Raw genomic sequence first — 21852 nt, 5'->3', positions numbered from 1 at the left:
TGCGTCTCCGCGGCCGAGCCTCCGCCCGAATGTGGTTCTGCTATGGGAACTTGAGGGGAGGGGACTGTGAGTGCCCGACGCGGACCAGGCCTGGTGCCAGCATGCCTGCCTGGGTCATGCCCCCGGATCCTCCGACACGGGCAGGCACTCGGTGAGCAGGTCGACGGCGTCGCGCCAGGCTCGCTGCGCGTGCTGCGGGTGGTAGCCGACGCCGGGGACCGTGGGGTGGTCGACCGGCGGGTGGTGGAAGGCGTGCAAGGCGCCGCCGTAGACCGCGAGGCGCCAGTCGACGCCTGCGGCCTGCATCTCAGCGGTGAACGCGTTCCGTTGTGCGGGCGGCATGATCGGGTCTTCCGACCCGACCCCGGCCCACACCGGGCAGCGAATGCGCACTGCCTCGCCCGGTCGGCCCGTGGTCAGTGCGTTGACTGTGCCGATCGCGCGCAGGTTGACGCCGTCGCGCCCGAGTTCCAGCCCGACGGCGCCCCCGGTGCCGTAGCCGACGACGGCGATCCGGTCGGAATCGGTCCGCGGTTCGGTGCGCAACACATCGAGCGCCGCATGGCCGATGCCTCGCATCCGCTCGGGATCAGCGAGCAGCGGCAGGCAACGGGCCAGCATCTCCTCGGGGTCGCCCAAATAGCGCCCGCCATGAAGGTCGAAGGCCAGCGCCATATATCCCAGCTCGGCGAGAGCATCGGCCCGGCGGCGCTCGACGTCGCTGAGCCCCATGCCCTCTGGTCCGAGCAGCACCGCGGGCCGGCGGTCGACACCGGCCGGGAGCGCGAGGTGCCCGATCATCGTCAGACCGTCGGCGGGGTACTCGACCGTACGCGTCGTAATCGTCGTCATGAGGCTGGACTGTAGTGATCGTCGAGCCCGGTCCGGCCGCTGTTCTGCCACTGGCAGAGTAGCGCGCGGGTCCCTGTGGAATACGGGGGCCGAGCGCTCAGGGCTTCAAGCGGCCGCGGTGCGCACGTTCATCTGGGACGGGCAGCGGGAGATCCCGTACGGGCCAGCTGGGCGCGCGAGATGGCCGTCTCCCGCGCTGTGCAGGGAGGGTCCTGTGCCGCTGGCTGCCCCGGCTGAGCGGCGAACTAGCTGTCAGGCGGCCGCTGCTTCGCTGAGTCGCCTTTGGACCTCCTCGATGAAGAACAGAGGCGCGGTCGCGCCCCGGTAGGGATGGGAGTAGTGGCAGTGGCCTGTCTCGTCATCAAACTCGAAGTACGCCGTCCACGTTCCCCTGCCGGAGTTGGATCGGATCTTTGCTTCCACGGTGAAGCCGCTCGTGGAGACACTCATGATCTTCCCCACGCTTTCTGCGGCAGCGCGCACGATGGCGGCGAACTCAAGCTCTGCGGGTGTCGGAACCCTGGCATCGAGTGACTCGTCGGTCTCGATGTGCTCGGTGGCGTAGTTCTTCTGGGCGAGCTTGATGAGCAGGCCGCCGACCGCAACGATGGCCACGGCGCCGATGCCGAGGAGGATCTTTTTCTTGGACAGGGGCTTGGCGGTCTCGACGGGGGAGGCGTTTTCGCCGTCCTCGTCGGGGGTGCTCGGGTCGGGCACGGCGGCCTCCCTTTCCGGTTCAGAAGATCGGCCGCCAGAGTAGTTGGCTCGGTTCTCGTATAGCTACGGCCAGGTGTCGTCTGCGGGGTATCCGTCCTGGTCAGGGGCCGGGCCGTCCGTCGCGGTAAACCGCGTATTTACTGCGGCGGCGGGCTGCTTCATCAGGACAACGGCCACGTTTCCGCAGGTGAGGTGTACGCATTTACCGCGACAGACTCGGCTGCCCCATCACTCTCCGCTATATGTCTGTCTGCCGTAGCTACACGAGAACCGGGCCCACTTGAGGTAGGAGGAGGCCCCACCTTGCACTTTGGGAGATCCAGCTCCCCGGCTGGAGCTCCCGAGCAGGGAGGCGCCCATGCTCAGCCGGGTCCCGATTCAGGCGGCCTTGGTCTCGCGCAGGATCTGCGTGACGCGGCGGACCATGGCGCCGGTCTTGCTGGGGAGGGCGGGCATATTGGTGGCATAGGCGGGGTGGCTTGGTGGGAGCCGTCGCGTGAACTCCTTCATGAAGCGGTCGACATCGCTGGGGAACATGCTCTCGGCGAGGAGAGATCGCCAGGCGGGGGAGGCGACCAGCGACATCATCGTGACGGCCGCTGGATAGGCCGCCGCGTAGAGCTGTGGCCCCCAGGACAGGTAGGGGCCGCGGGGCTTGGCGAGTCCCTGGCCGAGGGCCTCCGGGACGAGCGTGTAGTGATGCGCCGCGAACAGTTTCCAAAGGGCGCCGCCGGTCCGAAAGCACTCAGCCGTGACTCTCTCTCCATGACGTCGGACGAGGCGGTGGTGGCGACGCTGAGCCCAGAGGGCTCCCGGCATCTGCGCGAGGTCGACCTGTTCGCGCGTGACAGCGACGGCTTCGCCGATCCAGAGCCTGTGCTGGAGGCAGATGTGGGTGTAGATCGGCACCCAGGTCATGACGTGCTGGCCTGGCGTTCGGGTGGCCGTGCACCGTCGGCAGGCCCAGCGCGGACGGAGACGCATGGACACGACCGGCGGCAGGGAGCGGCCCAGGGGGCTCATGCCGTGCTCGTGTCTCCAGCGCAGTTCCGGCAGCGCGTGCCAGAACGTCTCCCGGGACAGGCCGGTGAGGATCGTCAGACGCCGCAGAAGCGCGGTGACGGAGTCGCCGTCGTGCGCCAGCCAGAGTGAAGGGGTGTGGAGACGTTCTGCGGGAATGCGGTTGGCGTGGGCCAGCCGCTGGCAGTACGACTGCAGGGTCTCGTTCGGGAACGGAGGGAGTGACCGGGGCAGCGGCCGGAAGATCACAGGCCGGAAGGGAGTGGTCATCCAGCGGATCTCCGAGGAGTGGGCTTGCCGGACTGAGTGGATTCGCTGCTGTGGTCGATGCGGATCGTGGTCAGGGCGGAGCGGGTGATGCGCTCGCTGCCGTCCAGGATGGCGGTGACGGCTGCGGCGCGGATCAGGTGGGAGAGGCTTCCGATCATGCCGCCGGTGCGCTGGTGGAGATACTTCGACAGTCGCACAAGTGTCCCGGGTTCGTGCTGCTGCAGCCGTAAGGTGCCCTCCAGGCTGGCCACCAGCGACCGCCATTCGGCGTTGAGCGGGAAGGGGCCGGTGCGGATGAGCACGCAGCGGCCGGCGAGCTGACTGCCGCGGATTCCGACGAACAGCCCGGAGTGTTCGACGTTGATCCCGGCATATACGAACGTGGCGGGCAGGTGCTCGGTGAAGTACTTGAGATGGTCCGACAGCTCCTCACCCGCGATCGTTGCGTGATTCATCAGATGGATTTCGTCGACCAGCACCAGGTCCGTCCGGGCCTCGATCAGTACTTGGCAGACCGCGCTGGTGACGTCGGTGGTGTTGTGCCGAGGCGTGATGACCGGCAGGCCGAGGAACCGGGCGAACTCCATCGCCAGCTTGCGGGGTGAGCCGCGGGGAGGAGCGGTGATGTAGACGACCGGGATGCGGCCGCTGCCCGGATAGCGTTGTCGGACGCGCAGCTCATGGAGGCGAGCGAGCTGCTTGAGGGCGGTTGTCTTGCCGGTGGTCCACTCGCCGGAGACGATCAGTCCGCGACGAGCCCCGTGTTCGCGTTGGTTGAGCAGGGTCAGCAGTCGGCCCTGGTGGGCGATCTCCTTGACCGTGGAGGTTCGCACGACCTGGAGTTCGGAGTGGTAGGCGATGCGAGCCTCGTCGTAGGCGTCCCTCTGCGCCCCGTCCAGCGCCTGCCAGCGGTCGTCGGGCAGCAGGTCGAACATGGCGGGATCGGCGTCCACGAAGTGCCGCCACCCGGCGAGCGTGGTGGACGGGTCGGTGCGTGGTTCCCCGGCGGGGTCGTCTTCGTCCGGCTCGGGCGGTTTCACCACCATCGTTCGGCCTCCTTTCGGGCGTCGAAGATCTCCAGCGGGATGACGTCGGCGAGTTCGTCGTCTGCGCCTTCGCCGGTGTCGTCCTTGCCGGACTCGGGTGGGTCCGGGGACGTCCAGGGCCGGTTGGGCGCACTGGTGGTGCGGGTGCGGGCGGCGACCTTGTGATCCCTGCGACTGCCCCGCTTTGGCTCCGCCGGCATGGCCGCGGACTCTTGTGGTCCGTCGCTGGCCCGATCCAGCAGCGCGAGGGCGGCCTGGGCAATCTCCTCCTCGCTGACAGGATCGGTGCCGCGCCGGGCCAGAATGCGGCGGGCATGGTCCCAGGCCAGTTCGCCCATGGGCGTCGGTGCGGTGCGAAGATGCCGCCAGACAGCGGTGATCCAGCTGCCTTGGCGGTGGTTGCGTACCCAGACGCGGGAGATGTCATAGGGGTCGTAGTGGACCTCCCAGCTCCGACCGTCAGGGCCCATCCCGGAGGGCTGCCGACGGAAGGGGTTCAACTCCGTGCTGTCGTAGGTGCGGTGGTTGATGCGGATCCCGTAGGAGTTGATGGTCCGCCAGTGCCGGGGCAACAGCTCGATGTACTCATCTGGGCTGAGCGCGACCGGGACGTGCCCGGCCGCCGCGACCAACGCGGCGTACTTCTCGTTCGGACTCAACGCCTTCCCGGGCATCAGCGGATCCCGCAGCCCGTCGTGCGGCCGGTTCTGCCAGTGGACGATCCACTCCTGCAACAACTCCTGGAGCTGGTGGATCGTCCAGACCGCCTCTGCGGCTGGATGGGCGCCGCGGTGTTCGGTGCTGCGTCCCTTGTGGCCAGCAACGTGCTGGACGAACATCGTGGCCACCGAGCCCAGCGTCTTCTCGATGTGCGGCTTGTCCGTCGGGGTATCGGGGTGGGCGGGCTGGAAGGAGATGCCCAGCGATTGGCAGGCCGAGCGGAACGTGTCAGAGATAAAGGCCTTGCCTCGGTCGCAGACGATCGTCTCCGGCGTGATCACGGGGACGGCTGCCGCCTGGGCCAGCCGTTCGTCCAGCGCCATGAGCGAGGTGTGCGGCAGCACCGAGCGGGACATTCGCAGGGCGTCCGCCCAGCCTGGGCGCATCGGCTCCGGCGTCATCGCCCGGGCCAGCAGCAGTGCTGCGTCCACCGCCTTCGTCGACGGCCGCAGCACCGCTGCGGCCAGCGTGCGGGTCGCGATGTCGACGATGCCGGTCAGTTCGACGCTGTCCACCGTGCCGTCGTCGTGAACGACCAGCACGTCCAGCGGAGTCGAGTCGATCTCCATCACCTCGCCCGGCCGGGCCGCGGTGAGCTGGCCGAACATGCCGTCCGGCTGCTTGGCCAGCGAGCGGCGGGTGCGGGCCGAGCCCAACGTGTGCCGCCCGAAGCTGACCGCATTCAGCAGCCGGTAGAACGTCGCCCGCGACGGCAGTGGCACCACTCCAGGGCCGTGTTCGGCCTCCAGGAGGCGTTCCATTCGGCGCCGCAGCACCTGCGCGGAGACCGTGGACCGGTCGGTCTGCTCGTCCACGATCTTCCGAAGAGCCTCGACTACCCGCCGGTCGGTGCGGCCCGTGCCGTCCGAGACGGTCCGCAGCCGCGGGTCGACCAGCCCGAGTACTCCCTCCCGCTCGAACCGGGCCCGCATGTCCTGTAGGACGGTCAGCGACGCCGCCGTCCCCGCCGCCGCCAGCTCGGCGGCCTTCGCCAGTTCCCGCTGACGCAGGGACCAGACTGCCGGGTCGTACTCGGGCTTCACCGGGCCGTGTGGATCGTCCAGGGGCCTCCCGGTGAGCATCTCCACCAGGTGCCGCTGCCACCACTCGGCCCGCTCAACCGCCCTGGCTGGGAGTCCTTCCAGGGCTCCAGCCGGTGGGACGACCGTCCGCACCGAGGCCGGTGTGACCACTTCGAAGCCGTTGGAGGACAGCAGATGGGCCAGCATCACCACGCTCGCTGACTGGCCCTCGTCGACCAGCCGGACCGCAGTCCCCTCCAACGCGGCGACCGTATGCAGCCGTCCGCCGAAGCGAACCAAGTCACCCGCACGCAGCAGCCGCGGACGCGACGGCATCCCTGCCTCCCTCCCGCACTTCACCGTGCCGGACCTGCGTGTCCGCCGACAGCAGGCCGCTCTCCAAGTCCGTGGTCAGAATCCGGCGCCAGAGCAGGTGGAACAGCACCGGCAGCACCGCGATCTGATCACCCACTCTCCGAGCCCCGTCCAGTAGACCGGCGCCGTCAGCGAATATCTCCACGAGGCGATCGGCGACGTCAGGGTGGTGTACCCGCGGATGCCGGTAGCCGGCCAGCCACCGCACGTTCGCCATCAGCACCGCATTCGGCGTCCCCACCCGGGCGAAGTCCCAGCCCACCGACCGGCAAGCCGCCGCGGTCACCGCGAACTTCACCGCGTCCTGCGGCTCGATCCGCTCATCAGGGCGCACGTCCACCACCAGGGCCGTGCCGTCGGCCCGGCGGACGAAGAAGTCCGGCGTGTGCCGCACCCGCTTCCGTCCCGGCTCCGCCCAGGACAGCCGGAACGGCTGTGAGGACATGCCTGTCACCAGCGGGTCGAAGTCCAGCAGCATCAGGTGATCGCGCTCCAGCCACGACTCGTAGCCCACATGCCCGCCACACGTCGCCGACCAGTACCAGCCGCACCAGTTGCCCTGCCCCCGGAAAGCCGGAAACCGGCGCTCGGGCCGTACCGACTCGAACCGGACCGACCACAGACACCCCAGCGGCCCGCGCTCACGGACCCCGCCCGCGCTGACGTACTCCAGCTCGACGTCCTCCGCTGACACCTCACACGCATCCATCCGGGCCTCCGGTACTACGCCGACCAGCCACGACGACCGTAGGCACAGCCTCAGCGGCGTACCCGGAGAAGACCGAGACACCCCACTAAATGCCCGGAGATGACTGAGACGCCAGCTCAGATGCCCGGAGATCTCCGAGACTGCCCGGACATCACAGAGACAGGACATCGGCGAGTCCGTCGCCGTCGCCGACACCGGAGACCTGGACGAGACCGTCCGTGCCTTCGAGGAGCGGATGTGGGCACGGGCCGGCGGGTGGGCGAAGATCACGACGGCCGGTCTGGAACGCCTTGTGAGCCCGGACCCCGCCGAGGCCCTCGCCCTCTTCGATCATGTCCAGCCATCCTGACCGCCCGCCGAGCGCCATTGCCGCGAGCGTCACCCCGACGAGTGGCATGGCGCACTTTTGCAAGCAGGTGCTTGCAATAGTTAGCGGGGGTGGTGCAGGGTAGAGGCATGGCAACGCTCAACGTCGGCAATCTAGGCGAGTATCTGCGCGAGCAGCGGCGCAACGCGCAGCTCTCCCTGCGGCAGCTCGCCGATGCCGCCGGGGTGTCGAATCCGTATCTGAGTCAGATCGAGCGCGGGCTGCGCAAGCCGAGCGCGGAGGTGTTGCAGCAGGTCGCCAAGGCGCTGCGGATCTCCGCCGAGACGCTGTACGTGCGGGCCGGCATCCTCGACGCCGAGCGGGACCGGGACGAGGTCGAGACGCGTGCCGTCATCCTCGCCGATCCCACGCTCACCGAACGGCAGAAGCAGGTGCTGCTTCAGATCTACGTGTCCTTCCGCAAGGAGAACGGTTTCGAGATCGCCGACGGGGACGAGGCGAGCGACCCAGGCGTGACCGACGGCACGGAACCGAGCGACGCCGGACCGCGGGATCGGACGGCCGGTCAGGGCGACGGTGACGGTGACGGCGACAAGAGCACCGAGCAGCACAAGACGGCCGGATGACCGCGGACGTACAACACAAAACCCTCAGCTGATAGCAACCGGGAGGACCATCACCATGGCCATCACCGATGACCTGCGCAAGACCCTGAGCGACCCCACCCCCCTCTACTTCGCCGCCGGCACCGCCGACCTCGCGCTCCAGCAGGCCAAGAAGGTGCCCGGCCTGGTCGAGCAGTTGCGTGCCGAGGCGCCGGCCCGGATCGACGCCGTGCGCGGCACCGACCCGAAGGCCGTGCAGGAGAAGGCCGCCGCCCGTGCCAAGGAGGCCGGTGCCAAGGCCAAGGAGGCGCAGGAGACCTTCCAGACCAAGGTCAACGACTTCATCACCAGCCTCGACGGCGACCTCAAGAAGCTCGGCAGCACGTTCGACGCCGACCTGAAGAAGTTCGGCGAGTCCGCCCAGGACTTCGCGCTGCGCGGGGTCGGCGTCGCCGCCGAGTACGCCGTCAAGGCCCGCGAGACGTACGAGAAGGTCGCCGAGCACGGCGAGCAGGCCGTGAAGACCTGGCGCGGCGAGGCCGCCGACGAGATCGAGGAGCTGGCCGTCGCGGTCGAGCCCGACCCCGAGCCGGTCGCCGAGCCCGTCGTGGTGAAGGCCGCCGAGCCCGCTCCGGCCCCCGCCGCGGCCGCTCCGGCGAAGAAGCCCGCCCCGAAGCCCGCCGCGAAGAAGGCTCCGGCGGCCCGCAAGACCACCGCCAAGAAGACGACTCCGCCCGCCAAGTAGGGCGCGAGCACGGAGACGGATACGGATACGGGCCGGGCACCTTCGGGATGCCCGGCCCGTTCTACGGGTACGGTGGCGGCGTAGATGTCGGGAAGGAGCGGGCTGTGAGCAGCATTCTGGTGTTGGGCTTCGCGGGGTTCATGGGGCTCCTGAAGATTCTCCTCATGGGCCTGGCCGCCTTCGGGCTGGCCGACGCCGCGTTCCGGCGCGAGGACGCCTTCCGCGCCGCGAACAAGCAGAACAAGGTCTTCTGGCTGATCATCCTCGGCATCACCCTCGTGGTGAGCTACCTGTTCTCGGTCCTGGCGATGCTGCCCATCGCCGGCGCGGTCGCGAGCATCGTCTACATCGTGGACGTCCGCCCCGCGGTGAAGCAGGTCTCGGGTGGCGGAGGCCGCCGCTCCGGCGGCTCCAGCAGCGACGGCCCCTACGGCCCGTACAACGGCGGCCGCTGAAACAAACACCCAGCCCTACGGCCGAGAAGCCCGGGTTACGGCGTCCGGTCCAGCATCAGCACCGCCACGTCGTCCGTCAGCTCGCCGCCGTTGAGGTCGCGGACCTCGTTCACCGCCGCCCGGAGCAGTTCCTCGCCCCGCAGGCCCTCGGCCAGTTGGCGGCGGACCATCGCCACCATGCCGTCCTGGCCGAGCCGTTCGCGGCGGCCCTCGCCGATCCGGCCCTCGATCAGGCCGTCCGTGTAGAGCATCAGGCTCCACTCCGCGCCCAGTTCCACCTGCATCCGCGGCCAGCGGGCGCCGGGGAGCAGGCCGAGGGCGGGGCCGTTGTTGTCGTAGGGGAGAAGTTCGGCCGGGCGGCCGGGGCGGGCGAGCAGCGGGGACGGGTGGCCGGCCAGGCAGAGGCCCGCGCGGCGGCCGTCGGGGGCGATGTCGACCGTGCAGAGCGTCGCGAAGATCTCGTCGTCGGCGCGCTCGTGCTCCAGGACCTGTTGCAGTGTGCCGAGGAGCTGGTCGCCGCAGAGGCCCGCCAGGGTCAACGCGCGCCAGGCGATGCGGAGTTCCACGCCGAGCGCGGCCTCGTCGGGGCCGTGGCCGCAGACGTCGCCGATCATCGCGTGCACGGTGCCGTCGGGGGTGCGCACGGTGTCGTAGAAGTCGCCGCCGAGCAGCGCGCGGGAGCGGCCGGGGCGGTAGCGGGCGGCGAAGTGCAGCGGGGAGCCGTCGAGGAGGGGTGTGGGCAGGAGGCCGCGTTCCAGGCGGGCGTTCTCCTGGGCGCGCAGCTTGGACTCGGTGAGCTTGCGCTCCGCGCGGTCCGAACGTTTCCGCTCCACCGCGTAGCGGATCGCGCGGCTGAGCAGCCGGCCGTCCAGCTCGTCGCGGAAGAGATAGTCCTGGGCGCCCACGCGGACCGCCTCGGCGCCGCGCTCGGTGTCGCCGGACGCGGTGAGGGCGAGGACGGCGTGGTGGGGCGCGATCCTCAGCACGTGCTTGAGTACGGCGAGCTCGTCGTCGGTGCCGTCCGCGGCGCGGCCGGGGGCGGGCAGCGCGAGGTCGAGCAGGATGCAGTGGACGTCGTCGGTGAGCAGCCGCTCGGCCTCGGTGAGGTTGCGGGCGGTGCGGACCCGGATCGGCTTGCCGGTGGGGTCGAGCAGCTCGGGTACGACGGGCGAGCCGCCCGGGTCGTCCTCGATCATCAGCAGGGTGAGGTGACCGGGGCCGGCCGTCGGGGTGCTGTGGATGGGGCGGTGCGGGGCGTCGGCCGTGCCGGTGCCGGCCTCCGGGCTGTCCGCGGGCAGGTCTGCGGGCACGTCTGTGGAGGGGCCGTCGACTGCGGGCGCCGCGGGTGCCGTGGGCGCGGCCTGTGCCGGCGTCGGCGCCTGCGCCTGACCACCTTCCGCGGCCGGGATCGCTCTCTGCCGCGGTATGGGTGCGGGCATCGTCCTGGTTCCTTCCCTCCCCCCGAGGGCACGGTGGGGCGAGGGACCTCGACCCACCGACGGGGACCATAGCGGTAGTGGGCGCCGGAAAGGAATGGTGTGGGTCAGGTCGCTTGGCAGGCGGCCACTGTCATATGCCGTGTCCTGTACCGCAGTTGGGCAGGAGGGCGTCGGGGCCGGGATGACGAAGGTCACGCCGGGCGGGAGTTTGGGGCGGGTGGGGCGTGTGCCAGGTCACGTGACCGGAGTTACCCGCCGAAGCCCCGCCCGGTGACCGGACAAGTCACGCATCCGGGCGCACAACGCCCAATATCTTCATCGAACCCGCCCCCGCGATCGTCACCGTCCGCCCCGGCCGGGGGGCGTGGATGATCGCGCCGTCGCCGATGTACATCGCGACATGGCTGGCGTCGTCGAAGTAGATGATCAGGTCGCCGGGACGCATGTCCTTCACGGCGACGTGCGGCAGTTGCCTCCACTGCTCCTGCGAGGTGCGCGGGATCGGGTCGCCGGCGCTCGCCCAGGCCTGCGAGGTCAGCCCCGAGCAGTCGTACGACTTCGGGCCCTCGGCGCCCCACTCGTACGGCTTGCCGAGCTGCGCCGTCGCGTAGGCCACCGCCGCCTTGCCCGCCGCCGACGCCTTGCCGGTGGCGTCCTTGAGCGCGCCGGTGTCGAGCCAGGCGGTCTGCGCCTTCAGCGCGGCCTGCTGCTCCAGCTCGGCCAGCCGCTCCTTCTCCTGTTTCTCCAACTGGGACTCGAGCTTCTCGGCCGCCGCGATCTGGGTCGTGACCTTCTTCTTGGCGGCGGCCTTGGCCAGCCGGTTCTTCTCCAACTGCTGCCACTGGGCCGAGGCGTCGGCGGTGTACTGCTTCAAGTCCTGCTGGGCGCGGGTCAGTTCCGCGATCAGGCCCTTGGTGGCGCGCTGGCCCTGGAGCACCCGACCGGCGCCGTCCAGGAACGCCTGCGGGTTGTCGCTCAGTATCAGTTGCGCCGAGTCCGGGAGGCCGCCCGTGCGGTACTGGGAGCGGGCCGCGGCACCTGCGCGGTCCTTCAACTCGTCCAGTTTCTCCTGGCCCTTGACGATCTTCTTGGCCAGCTCGACGATCTCGGCGGACTGCTTCTGCGACTGTTCCTCGGCCGCGTTGTAGGCGTCCGTGGCGACGGCGGCGTCGTGGTAGAGCGCGTCGAGCTTCTCGCGTACGGCCTCAAGGTCCTTGTTGGTCACGGGAGTCGGGGACGCCGTGGGGCTCGTGGTCGCGGTCGGGGTGGCCGAAGGTGTCGGGCTCGCGAACGCGGTGCCGGGTGCCGCGAGTACGGTGACCGCGCAGACGACCGCCACGGCCGCAGTGATCATGGCCTGCCTGCCCGTACCCATACCCCTGCCCCCACATCTGATTGACCGTCAGTAACTTACGGACGCCTGGGGGATCGTGCCATGTCCCTACAGAAAACGACAGAGGCAGTACTTCCCGTACTTCTCTCCTTTCCTTCCAGGTCATGAGCTGTGACGATCTCCCCGCCCGTTGTGACGAACAGCCGTCGGAGATCGTTCCCCGCGGCCCACCCACGCACCGGGATTCACCCGCGCGGAGCCAACGCCCGCCACTCCACGGTCACTTCGCCCTGCCGCCACCGCGCCGGCCCGTCCGTCACCGGCCAGTCGGCCGTGAGGTCCCGCACCGCTCGCATCCAGCGCTGGCGGGCGCCGTAGGAGGCGTAGGGCGCGGCGGCGGCCCACGCGCGGTCGAAGTCGCGGAGGAAGGCGTGCACCGGTTCGCCGGGCACATTGCGGTGGATGAGGGCCTTCGGGAGGCGTTCGGCGAGGTCCGACGGCCGTTCCAGGGAACCGAGCCGGGTCGCGAAGGTGACCGTGCGCGGCCCCTCCGGCCCGAGCGCGACCCACACGTGCCGTCGCCCGATCTCGTCACAGGTCCCCTCGACGAGCAGCCCGCCCCGGGAGCCCCCGCCCGCCGGCGCGAGCCGTCCGCACAGCCGCGCCCAGACCTCGGCGACCCGCTCCTCGTCGTACTGCCGCAGGACGTTCGCCGCGCGGATCAGCGACGGCCGCGGCGACACCGGGATCTCGAACCCCCCGTGCCTGAAGTCCAGCCCCTCCCGCTCGTACGGTTTCGCCGCCGCGACCCGCGCCGGTTCGATCTCGACACCGACCACGCGCGCGTGCGGGGCGACGGTTCGGAGGCGCGCCAGCAGTTCTACGGCCGTCCAGGGCGCGGCACCGTACCCGAGGTCGACGGCGACGGGCTCGCCGGCCCGCCGCAGCTCGGCGCCGTGGGTCGCCGCGATCCAGCGGTCCATGCGACGCAGCCGGTTGGGGTTGGTCGTGCCGCGGGTCACCGTGCCCTCGGGGCGGGTGGGGGCGCGGGCTGTCATAGGTATGAGGGTAGGCGGGGGCGGGGGTGGGGGCGGGGTGCGGGGCGGCGCCGGATCGAGGTGGCGGTGACTGTGTGGTGCCGGGGTGCGGGCGGCGGATCGCGGTGGCGGGGTGCGCGGCGGTGCCCGTGTGGTGCCGGGATGCGGGCGGCGGATCGGGTGGCGGTGCCCGTGCGGTGCCGAGGTGTGGACGGCGGATCGCGGTGGCGAGGTGCGCGGCGGTGCCCGTGCGTCGCCGCGGCGGGTCACGGCGCTGGGGACAGTTCGCGGTGCCGATGGCGCCCGCGTGCCCCCTTGCCGCAGGTTGCGCCGGCCGCGAGGCCGAAGTACCGATGCCCGCCTGCCCGCCTGCCCGCCCCGCCACGACGGCATCCGTGTGCCGCCATGACGGAGCGCGGTGCCAGGAGCGGATCCCGCTACCGACGTACCGACGTACCGACCTAGCCCTGCGCCGCCCCGCCGCCCGGAACCCCCTCGTGCCCGAGAGGAAACTCCGCCCGCCGCCAGGTCAGCCGGAGTTGCGAGCAGCCCTGCGGCGCAGCGCGATGACGATGCCGCCGCCCGCCGCGACCAGTGCGGCCGCGGTGCCCGCGAACGTGGCGGTCCCGTTGCCCGCGCCGGTCTCGGCGAGGTGTGTGCCGCCGCCTGCGGGCGACGGGGCGCTGCTCGCCGCCGGCGTGGGGCTGCTGCTCTCCAGGGGGGACGGGAACGACGACGAGGAGGGGCTGGAGGACGGCTTCGGCGACTTCGAGGGCTGTGCGGAGGCGGACGCGGAAGCGGAGGCAGACGCCGAGGCGGAGTCGCCGCACGTCACGTCCGGGACGACGACCATCGGCGTGATGTCGTCGTTGACCTGGTCGCCCGCCTGGACGTGGACCCGGAAGGTCTCGCCGGCGTACCAGTCCTCGGTCTTGAGGTCGACGCTGACGCCTTCGGCGGTCGGGTGCTCGATGGTCTCGGTGTCGACCCACCGCTCTCCGCCCGGCATGTTCAGCTGGACGTACAGGGTGATCTTGGCCGGCGTACCGGTCGCGTCCTTGTCGGTGACGCGGATGACGCCGTTGCCCTGGGCGTCGCAGACGGGGGTCGCCGTGAAGTCGCCGATGGTGCAGGCGAGCGCGGTGTGGGCGGCGGCGAGGGAGAGCGCGGCCGCGGCGGTCGAGGTGCCTATGACACGGGCCGCCCTGGCGGCGCGAGGGGAGAGGGACACGCTTGTCCTTAGGTCGAAGGGCTCGGGACCATGTCGTGGATTCCGAGCGCCCGACACGTCTACAAGCCCTGTGACCTTGCTGTCAAAGGTTGTATCGCCGCAGGTCAAGAGGTGGTGAAGGGGTGGTCGGCGGCGCTCCTGTGGATGGTCAAACAACGGTCATGGCCATGCCGAGCCGGCCGCTGATCGCACGCAACATCACCTCGAACGGTTGAGCGACAAACGGTAATGCCTCGGCAAATTCCCCATGCGCAGGAATGAGAATCCGAGCCCCCGGCGTTGCATCCCCTTGGAGGGAACCGCACACCCTCCCTCAGGCATGCCCGCAGCGAGGAGGAACGCCACGTGAGCCAGTACGGCAGCAGGCTCGGCCGGCGTTCCCCGGCCTCGTCCGCCCGGTTGCGGCTGCACCGCAAACCCCGCCGTGTGGCCATGCTCTCCGTGCACACCTCACCGCTGCACCAGCCCGGCACGGGCGACGCCGGCGGCATGAACGTCTACATCGTGGAGCTCGCGCAGCGCCTCGCCGCGATCAACATCGAGGTCGAGATCTTCACCCGCGCGACCACCGCCGCCCTCCCCCCGACCGTCGAACTGGCCCCCGGCGTGCTCGTCCGGCACGTCGACGCGGGCCCGTACGAAGGTCTCGCCAAGGAGGAACTCCCCGCCCAGCTCTGCGCGTTCACGCACGGAGTGATGCAGGCGTGGGCCGGCCACCGCCCCGGGTACTACGACCTCGTGCACTCGCACTACTGGCTCTCCGGCCATGTCGGCTGGCTCGCCGCCCAGCGCTGGGGCGTCCCCCTCGTGCACGCGATGCACACGATGGCCAAGGTCAAGAACGCCAGCCTGGCCGACGGCGACACCCCCGAGCCGGCCGCCCGCGTCATCGGCGAGACCCAGATCGTCGCCGCCGCCGACCGCCTCATCGCCAACACGGCGGAGGAGGCCGACGAACTTGTACGGCACTACGCGGCCGACCCCGCCAAGGTCGCCGTGGTCCACCCCGGGGTGAACCTCGAACGCTTCCGCCCCGCCGACGGCCGAGCCGCGGCCCGCGCCCGCCTCGGGCTCCCGCAGGACGCCCTGATCCCGCTCTTCGCCGGCCGCATCCAGCCCCTGAAGGCGCCGGACGTGCTGCTCCGGGCCGTGGCGGTGTTGCTGGACGAGCGGCCCGAGCTGCGCTCGAACATCGTCGTCCCGGTCGTCGGCGGCCCCAGCGGCAGCGGCCTCGCGAAGCCGGAGGGCCTGCAGAAGCTGGCCGCGCGGCTGGGCATCGCGGATGTCGTACGGTTCCGGCCGCCGGTCGGGCAGGAGCAGCTCGCGGACTGGTTCCGGGCCGCGTCCGTGCTGGTCATGCCGTCCTACAGCGAGTCCTTCGGGCTGGTCGCCATAGAGGCGCAGGCGGCCGGTACGCCGGTCCTCGCGGCCTCGGTCGGCGGGCTCCCGGTGGCGGTGCGCGACGGCGAGACCGGCTTCCTGGTCCAGGGCCACGACCCCGCCGCCTACGCGCGCGTGCTGGGCACCCTCGCCGACGACCCGCACCTCGCGCCCCGCATGGGCGAGGCCGCCGCCAAGCATGCCCAGTGCTTCGGCTGGGACACCGCGGCCGCCGCCACGGCGGACGTCTACGCGGCGGCGGCGCAGGCCCACCGCCGTCACGTACGCTCGCACCATGGGTGAGGCAGTAGCGGACCGGGAGCGGGCGGCGCAGGTCATCGAGGGTTTCCTCAAGGGCGCCGAACTCGGCTGGGAGAGCCCGGAGTCCGGCACCTTCGTCGTGCAACTCCCCGGCACCCGCAAGCTGTCGACGACCCTCTCCCTCCGCGTCGGCCGCCACTCCCTCTCGCTCAACGCCTTCGTCATCCGCCACCCCGACGAGAACGAGACGGCCGTCCACCGCTGGCTCCTGGAGCGCAACCTCAAGCTGTACGGCGTGAGTTACGCCGTCGATCGGCTCGGTGACGTGTACGTCACCGGCAAGCTGCCGCTGTCCGCCGTCACCGAGGCCGAGATCGACCGCCTCCTCGGCCAGGTCCTGGAGGCCGCCGACGGCAGCTTCAACACCCTGCTGGAGTTGGGCTTCTCCTCCGCGATCCGCAAGGAGTACGCGTGGCGGGTGGCGCGCGGGGAGTCGACGCGGAATCTGGACGCGTTCACTCACCTGACCCAGCGGCCGACCGACTGACCTCCGTCTCACCCCTTCCGTAGCGTCGCGGCCCCGTGGCATGCTCACCGCCAGCACATTTCTGAACGTCGTTCACATCCATGAAGAGCCGCGTGGGAGGACGTACGTATATGAGCCACACCCGTCTCACCAGACGAACCCTGCTCGGAAGCACGCTGGCCTTGGCGGTTCCCCTGCCGAAGGGCGGGTCGCGAGGTCAAGTCCCGTCCCTCTGGCGGGAGTTCACCCGCACGCCGTTCACCCACCCGCAGATCCCGTACATCGGCGGGGCGGGCGCCCGACGCCATCCCCGCCCCTCCCGGGCGTTCGACGTCCGCGCGTTCGGCGCCGTGGCGGACTCCGCCGTCGACTCCGCCCCCGCGATCAACCGTGCCATCGCCGCTGCCGGCCGGGCCGGCGGCGGCACGGTCCACCTCCCGCCCGGCATCTTCCGCATCGACGACGTGATCCGCGTCGGCCACTCGAACGTGCTGCTCAGGGGTGCGGGCAGCGACCGTACGAAGCTCTGCGCGACGCGGAATCTGACCGAACTCATCGGCGTCTACGGCTCCCGCTACGGCGGCGACAAGTCGTCCTGGTCCTGGGCGGGCGGCCTCATCTGGCTTGCCCCGGAGGCCCGTTGGGACTCACTGGTCGCCGCGATCCGGGCGAAGGCCTGGCCTTTCGAGGGCTGGACCGGCAACAGGCGTGACGAATGGCGGCAGTTGACGACCGTCGAGCCGGCGAGGCAGGGCGCGTGGACGGTGCGGGTGGCGGACGCCTCGCAACTGAGGCCGGGCGAACTGGTGTTGCTCCGCCTCGCCGACGACACCCGCCACACCCTCCTCCAGCACATGGCGGGCGGCGGCCCCGGCCCCGAGGCGTACTACTGGGACGACAAGACGAAGCTCCTGTCGTACGTCCCCTACGAATGGCCCGTCCGCATCGCCCACGTCCACGGCCGGAAGGTCACTCTCGAACGGCCGCTGCCCCTCGACCTCCGCCCCGAGTGGAACCCCCAATTCACCACTCACGTGCAGGAGTTGACGGGATCAGGGGTGGAGGGTCTGACGCTGGAGGCGGTGGAGACCCCACAGCAACCGCACCTCCTCGACAAGGGCTACAACGGGGTCGTCCTCCAATGCGCCTACGACTGCCGGGTGAAGGATGTGACGGTCCGTCACGTCGACAACGGCTTCGGCCTGGTGGCGGCCTCGGCGTGCACACTGCGCGGTACGCGGGTGGCGGGCCGCGGCTCCCACCACCCCTACTTCTGCCGCGAGGGCTCGCACGACAACCTCATCGAGGACTTCACGATCGAGGAGCGCACCGTACCGGCCCCTGCCAACACCCAGCTCCACGGCATCAACGTCGAGGGCCTGTCCTCGTACAACGTCTGGTCGCGCGGCGACATGCGCATGGGCACCTTCGACAGCCACCGCGGCCTGCCCTTCGCCGACGTCCGCACCGACATCACGGTGCACAACGACGGCCGCCACGGCGGCGACGCGAGCGCCGGCCCACTGTTCGGCGCCCGCTTCACCCACTGGAACATCCGCGTCACCAACGGCCGGGCCGGCCTGATGAAGATCGACCGACTGGCGCCGTACAGCGCCACGGTGGGCCTGAACACGGTCACAGAGTTCGACCAGACCGACGTCCCCGACTTCACCGGCGACCTGCACTCCCGCCTGGAGCTCTACGGCACGACGGATGCCGTACGGCCGCGGAACCTGTACGAGGCGCAGCGGGAGCTGTGACTCACGTGCGCCGCAGGACGTCGTAGCCGACGAAGTCGAACATGCGGGTGCCGGTGGGGAGTTGGCGGGTCTCGCCGGTGAAGCGGTGGGCGCCGACGGACTGGGGGATCGAGGGGTCGGAGACCCACAGCCGCTCGAAGCCGCGCTGCTCCAGCCAGGCGCAGACCTGGGGGACGAGGTCGGGAACCATGTCGCGGCTGCGCGTCCATACGAGCGTGCCGCCCGTCCGGCACAGTGCGGTGCAGTGGTCGAGGAGGCGTTCCACGTCGGCGTCGGTGATGTTGCCGAGGACGCCGCAGGCGAGGACGAGGTCGGCGGGTGCGAGGTCGGCGTAGTGGTCCGTCAACGAGGCGTCCCCGGCGACGACTTCGACACCGGGGAGGCCGGCGGCCCGGGCTGCCTGTGTCGCGTCGGCGACGTTCCGCTCGTCCAACTCGACCAGCCGGGCGCGGACTTCGGCCCCGCGTGGATGATCGGCGAGTACGCCGATCAGGTCACGGCCCTGCCCGGCGCAGAGGCTGATCGCGGTGAGCGGGCCCGGCGGGGCGGTGTCGAGGGCGAGCCGGAGACGTTCCTGGACGATGGCCAGGCGCCGACTGAGGTAGGAGTCGGGGGAGTCGTAGGAGTCGTGCCACTCGTGCCAGTCCATGCGGCGAACCTAGCCACGGTGTCGATCTCTGTCGCGTGAATAACGCCCCGGTGTGACCCCCACCAACTTCCGGAAATGGCGGGTGAGATGGGACTGGTCGTAGAACCCGGTCACCGTCGCCACCTCGCCCGGCGGCCGGCCGTCGAGGAGGAGCCGGCGGGCGCGGTCGACGCGGCGGGACATCAGGTACTGGTGCGGTGCGATGCCGTACGCCCCGCTGAACGCCCGTACCAGATGGGCGGGATGGGCGTGCACGAGCCGGGCGGCCTCGTCGAGGGCGATGCCCTCCGTGACGCGCTCGTCGAGGAGTTCGCGCAGGGTGCGGGCGAGGACGGGGTCCTCGGCGGGGGCGGGGGCGGACGGCCGTAGGTGGGCGTGCAGTCGTTCGGCGATGAGGGTCAGCCGGCTCTCGGCCTCCAGTTCGTCGCCGGGGTGGTCGAGCGCGGTGTGCAACTGGCCTACGCGCAGCCGGAGTTCGGGATCGCGGAGGTCGGGCCGGTCGACGGCGGAACCGATGAGACCGTCCGGGAGGTGCGTGCCGTCGAGATAGAGGACGCGTTTGCGGAAGCCGTGCGGGGTGGCGGGGGAGCCGTTGTGCGGCACGTGCGGGGGGAGCAGCGTGACCGTGTCGTGCGGGGTGCCGTGCTCGTGCCGGTCGAGGTCGTACCGTACGGCGCCGTCGTCCACGATCAGCAGCGTCCACGCGTCGTGCACGTGCATCGGGTACGCGTACTCGGTGAAGTGGGCGTGGAAGACCTCGACGACACCGGGGATGCGGGGCCGCCACGCGGAGACTTCCTGTTCGGGGCGCTGCGGGGCCATGCAAAGAACGTACAAGACATGAGCGTGGGGCGGTCGGCAGTCTCGACGTATGAGCACTGACAACACTGCCGAACCGATGCGCTTCGACACCAAGATCGCCGTCCTGCTGCGGGACGACCTCGAGCCCTGGCAGCGGCTGAACGTGACGTCCTTCCTGGTCAGCGGCCTGGGGTCACAGATTCCCGAGGTGATCGGGGAGCCGTACGAGGACGCCGACGGGGTGGCGTATCTGCCGATGTTCCGGCAGCCGGTGATGGTCTTCGAGGCCACGAAGGAGACGCTGACGGCGGCCCACGCCCGGGTTCTGTCCCGCGCCCTGCCGCGTGCGGTCTTCACGTCCGACCTGTTCGGCACCGGCAACGACCGGGACAACCGGGCGGCGGTGCGGGCCGTCGCCACGGCCGAGCTGGATGTGGTGGGGCTTGCGGTGTACGGGCCGCGGAACGGGGTGGACAAGGTGGTGAAAGGGGCGCGGATGCATCCGTGACGCCATCCGTGACGCCATCCATGACCGAATCTGCACAGGGCGTGCGCAACCGCGGGGCGGGCGGGGCCCGTTGGGGCCGAGTTGTCCGGTTCGAACCGGCCGCCGTACTGCCTGTCAGCCCGCTGTGCGCCGCCGCGTGTAGAGAACCCGGACCCAACTCGTGTGCACACGCACACGGTTCGGCCGCCGCCGGGTTCAACTGCCCTGCCGGGAGCGGGTTCGGACTGGATGCCCCGCACGTCGCGTGGTTTGATCCTGCGCATCGCGGCCCGCAGCCTGTCCCCCAGCGGGACCGCATCCCCATGTGGACCACCTCGCGAAGGGCAGTCTCCCCATGAACTCCGCTCCCCAGGTTCAGACCCTCGAGATCTCCGACGCCGAGCTCGACACCGTCTCCGGCGGCGTGAGCCCGCAGATCAGCGTCAGCATCGGCTCGACGACCCTCAGCAGCGCGGACCTCCTCGCCGAGGTCGACTCGGTCAAGGCGACTGTCCTGGGCACCGTCGGCGGCACCCTCGGTGCGCTCCCCCACAGCGTCGGCGTGAACGTCGGCTACTGACCGATGCCCGTCGGCGGTCATCGCCGGTCACGACGACGAGCCCTCTACCCGCAGAAGACGTGCGGGCAGGGGGCTCGTCGTCGTCGGGTATGTCATCGTCGGGAAGGTGACGGCGTGGCCGGGGCGTCGCAGGGCCGTCAGGCCGCGCTGACCTCCGGCTTCGCCGCCACCGGTATGTCGACGGCCGCCGGTTCGGTGGCCGGAAGTCGCCGCATCAGGGCGCCGTATCCCACCGCCGCCATCGTCCCCACGACCGCGCACATCCCCCACAGCCACTCCGCGCCGAAGTGGTCGATGACGAAACCGGACATGAGCGGGGCGACGAGCGCGGCGACCGCCCAGGAGAGGGTGTACATGCCCTGGTAGCGACCGCGTCCCTGGACCGGGGAGAGACGGACCACGAGGCCGGTCTGGGTCGGGGCGTTGATCATCTCGCCGAGGGTCCACACGCACACCGTGAGGGCGAAGACACCGACCGAGCCGGCGAACGCGGTGAGCCCGAAGCCGTAGCCCGCGAGGATCGAGGAGACGACCAACAGGCGCTTGGCGTCGCGGTGTTCGATGAGGCGGGTGACCGGGATCTGGAGGGCGACGATGAGGAAGCCGTTGACGGCGATCGCGGTGCCGTAGTCGGCGGGGGTGAAGCCGGCCTCGCCCATCGCGACCGGCAGTCCGACCGAGCCCTGCTGGAAGACGAGGGCGACGAGGAAGGACAGGCCTACGACACTCATGAACCGCCCGTCGCGCAGGACGGTCCGCAGGCCGACCGCGTCGGCGGGCCGCTTGCCGTCGGCGCCGGCCGGGACGGTGGGCCGGGACTCGGGGAGCCGTAGGAACACGACGACCGCGCAGACCGCCGTCATCCCGGCCTCCAGCAGGAACCCGGCGCGGTAGCTGACCTCGGCGATGAACCCGGCGGCCATGGAGGAGATGGCGAAACCGAGGTTGATGGCCCAGTAGTTGAGGGAGAACGCGCGGACTCGGTCCTCGGGGCGCACGATGTCGGCCATCATCGCCTGCACCGCCGGGCGGGACGCGTTGCTGGCGGCCCCGACGAGGAACGCGACGCCGGCGATGGCGACGGGATCGTGCATGAAGCCGAGGAGGGCCACGGACGCGGCGGTCGAGGACTGCGCGATGAGGAGGGTGGGCCGCCGTCCGAGCCGGTCGGTCATCACCCCGGAGCCGATGGACGAGACGACCCCGCCGAGCCCGTACAGGGAGGCGACCAGGCCGGCGTAGGTGGCGGAGTAGCCGCGGTCGAGGGTCAGATACAGCGCCATGAAGGTCGAGACGAACGCGCCGAGCCGGTTGACGAGGGTGCTGGTCCACAGCCACCAGAACTCGCGGGGCAGACCGGAGACGGTTTCCCGGGCGGCGCGTCTCAGGGCGGCGAGTGACATGGACGGATCCCCCACGGTCGGACGGGTGTGTAAGTGGCTCATGCGCCACTCACAACTTACGAAGGGGGTCCTCGTGTGAGCCACTCAATTAACAGAAGCCG

Annotated in this window: 21 protein-coding genes and 1 pseudogene; 9 read left to right on the top strand and 13 right to left on the bottom strand. The window is 70.6% G+C overall.

Annotation, left to right across the window (positions count from 1 at the left end; all coding sequences use genetic code 11):
• Window positions 1-114 precede the first annotated feature (114 nt).
• From OG223_RS24735 to OG223_RS24710, 6 genes are all read right to left on the bottom strand, one after another.
• Complete coding sequence (locus OG223_RS24735; protein ID WP_329252624.1) at window positions 115-852, bottom strand: dienelactone hydrolase family protein; 738 nt, start codon at window positions 850-852, stop codon at window positions 115-117.
• Window positions 853-1104: 252 nt separating this feature from the next.
• On the bottom strand, window positions 1105-1569 hold the full coding sequence (locus OG223_RS24730) for a hypothetical protein (protein WP_329252621.1): 465 nt from the start codon (window positions 1567-1569) through the stop codon (window positions 1105-1107).
• A 378-nt stretch (window positions 1570-1947) separates the two neighbouring features.
• Window positions 1948-2859, bottom strand: coding sequence for a hypothetical protein (locus OG223_RS24725; protein WP_329252619.1), 912 nt, complete (start codon window positions 2857-2859; stop codon window positions 1948-1950).
• Window positions 2856-3905: an ATP-binding protein gene (locus OG223_RS24720; protein WP_329252617.1), complete on the bottom strand. Its 1050-nt coding sequence runs from the start codon at window positions 3903-3905 to the stop codon at window positions 2856-2858. The genes OG223_RS24725 and OG223_RS24720 overlap by 4 nt, the downstream gene beginning before the upstream one ends.
• Complete coding sequence (locus OG223_RS24715; RefSeq protein WP_329252614.1) at window positions 3896-5983, bottom strand: transposase; 2088 nt, start codon at window positions 5981-5983, stop codon at window positions 3896-3898. Before OG223_RS24715 ends, OG223_RS24720 begins: the two co-directional genes overlap by 10 nt.
• A complete protein-coding gene (locus tag OG223_RS24710) occupies window positions 5949-6716 on the bottom strand; it encodes a TnsA-like heteromeric transposase endonuclease subunit (RefSeq protein WP_329252611.1) in 768 nt (255 codons plus the stop codon). The genes OG223_RS24715 and OG223_RS24710 overlap by 35 nt, the downstream gene beginning before the upstream one ends.
• A gap of 178 nt (window positions 6717-6894) precedes the next feature.
• On the opposite strand from OG223_RS24710, the pseudogene OG223_RS24705 reads away from it, so the two are divergent.
• The 4 genes and pseudogenes from OG223_RS24705 to OG223_RS24690 form a co-directional block, all read left to right on the top strand.
• A pseudogene (locus OG223_RS24705) lies at window positions 6895-7080 on the top strand (FAD-dependent monooxygenase); the annotation flags it as partial.
• A 107-nt stretch (window positions 7081-7187) separates the two neighbouring features.
• A complete protein-coding gene (locus OG223_RS24700) occupies window positions 7188-7685 on the top strand; it encodes a helix-turn-helix domain-containing protein (protein ID WP_329252609.1) in 498 nt (165 codons plus the stop codon).
• Between the two features lie 55 nt (window positions 7686-7740).
• Entirely contained in the window at window positions 7741-8409 is a 669-nt protein-coding gene (locus tag OG223_RS24695) for a hypothetical protein (protein ID WP_329252606.1), read from the top strand.
• 140 nt (window positions 8410-8549) lie between these two features.
• Complete coding sequence (locus OG223_RS24690) at window positions 8550-8864, top strand: DUF2516 family protein (RefSeq protein ID WP_443073851.1); 315 nt, start codon at window positions 8550-8552, stop codon at window positions 8862-8864.
• Window positions 8865-8899: 35 nt separating this feature from the next.
• On the opposite strand, the gene OG223_RS24685 is transcribed toward OG223_RS24690, so the two are convergent.
• The 4 genes from OG223_RS24685 to OG223_RS24670 form a co-directional block, all read right to left on the bottom strand.
• Window positions 8900-10303, bottom strand: coding sequence for a PP2C family protein-serine/threonine phosphatase (locus OG223_RS24685; protein WP_329252601.1), 1404 nt, complete (start codon window positions 10301-10303; stop codon window positions 8900-8902).
• A 283-nt stretch (window positions 10304-10586) separates the two neighbouring features.
• Window positions 10587-11678: a C40 family peptidase gene (locus OG223_RS24680; RefSeq protein ID WP_329252599.1), complete on the bottom strand. Its 1092-nt coding sequence runs from the start codon at window positions 11676-11678 to the stop codon at window positions 10587-10589.
• Window positions 11679-11881: 203 nt separating this feature from the next.
• Window positions 11882-12694, bottom strand: coding sequence for a class I SAM-dependent methyltransferase (locus OG223_RS24675; RefSeq protein WP_329252596.1), 813 nt, complete (start codon window positions 12692-12694; stop codon window positions 11882-11884).
• A 508-nt stretch (window positions 12695-13202) separates the two neighbouring features.
• Window positions 13203-13904 carry an LAETG motif-containing sortase-dependent surface protein gene (locus tag OG223_RS24670; protein WP_329252593.1) on the bottom strand — a complete coding sequence of 234 codons (702 nt, stop codon included), beginning with the start codon at window positions 13902-13904 and terminating at the stop codon, window positions 13203-13205.
• Window positions 13905-14249: 345 nt separating this feature from the next.
• Here OG223_RS24670 and mshA point away from each other — a divergent pair, with 345 nt between their 5' ends.
• From mshA to OG223_RS24655, 3 genes are all read left to right on the top strand, one after another.
• Window positions 14250-15587 (top strand): D-inositol-3-phosphate glycosyltransferase, encoded by a 1338-nt coding sequence (gene mshA, locus OG223_RS24665; RefSeq protein WP_329252590.1) that lies wholly within the window; start codon window positions 14250-14252, stop codon window positions 15585-15587.
• Window positions 15580-16092, top strand: a complete 513-nt coding sequence (locus tag OG223_RS24660; protein ID WP_329252587.1) for a YbjN domain-containing protein — start codon at window positions 15580-15582, stop codon at window positions 16090-16092. The genes mshA and OG223_RS24660 overlap by 8 nt, the downstream gene beginning before the upstream one ends.
• A 110-nt stretch (window positions 16093-16202) precedes the next feature.
• Complete coding sequence (locus tag OG223_RS24655; RefSeq protein WP_329252584.1) at window positions 16203-17831, top strand: glycosyl hydrolase family 28-related protein; 1629 nt, start codon at window positions 16203-16205, stop codon at window positions 17829-17831.
• A 1-nt stretch (window position 17832) separates the two neighbouring features.
• On the opposite strand, the gene OG223_RS24650 is transcribed toward OG223_RS24655, so the two are convergent.
• Window positions 17833-18480 (bottom strand): class I SAM-dependent methyltransferase, encoded by a 648-nt coding sequence (locus OG223_RS24650; RefSeq protein ID WP_329252581.1) that lies wholly within the window; start codon window positions 18478-18480, stop codon window positions 17833-17835.
• A gap of 9 nt (window positions 18481-18489) precedes the next feature.
• Window positions 18490-19302, bottom strand: coding sequence for a helix-turn-helix transcriptional regulator (locus OG223_RS24645; protein WP_329252578.1), 813 nt, complete (start codon window positions 19300-19302; stop codon window positions 18490-18492).
• Window positions 19303-19351: 49 nt separating this feature from the next.
• Between OG223_RS24645 and OG223_RS24640 the strand changes: the two genes are divergently transcribed.
• Together OG223_RS24640 and OG223_RS24635 are read left to right on the top strand one after the other, a co-directional pair.
• A complete protein-coding gene (locus tag OG223_RS24640; protein ID WP_329252575.1) occupies window positions 19352-19789 on the top strand; it encodes a DUF2000 domain-containing protein in 438 nt (145 codons plus the stop codon).
• Window positions 19790-20123: 334 nt separating this feature from the next.
• A complete protein-coding gene (locus tag OG223_RS24635) occupies window positions 20124-20348 on the top strand; it encodes a hypothetical protein (protein ID WP_329252572.1) in 225 nt (74 codons plus the stop codon).
• A 137-nt stretch (window positions 20349-20485) separates the two neighbouring features.
• Here OG223_RS24635 and OG223_RS24630 read toward each other — a convergent pair whose 3' ends face one another.
• Window positions 20486-21751: an MDR family MFS transporter gene (locus OG223_RS24630; protein ID WP_329252569.1), complete on the bottom strand. Its 1266-nt coding sequence runs from the start codon at window positions 21749-21751 to the stop codon at window positions 20486-20488.
• Window positions 21752-21852: the final 101 nt, after the last annotated feature.

Source organism: Streptomyces sp. NBC_01478, from assembly GCF_036227225.1.
Classification (GTDB): Bacteria; Actinomycetota; Actinomycetes; order Streptomycetales; family Streptomycetaceae; genus Streptomyces.
This window is presented reverse-complemented; position numbering and strand designations above follow the sequence as displayed.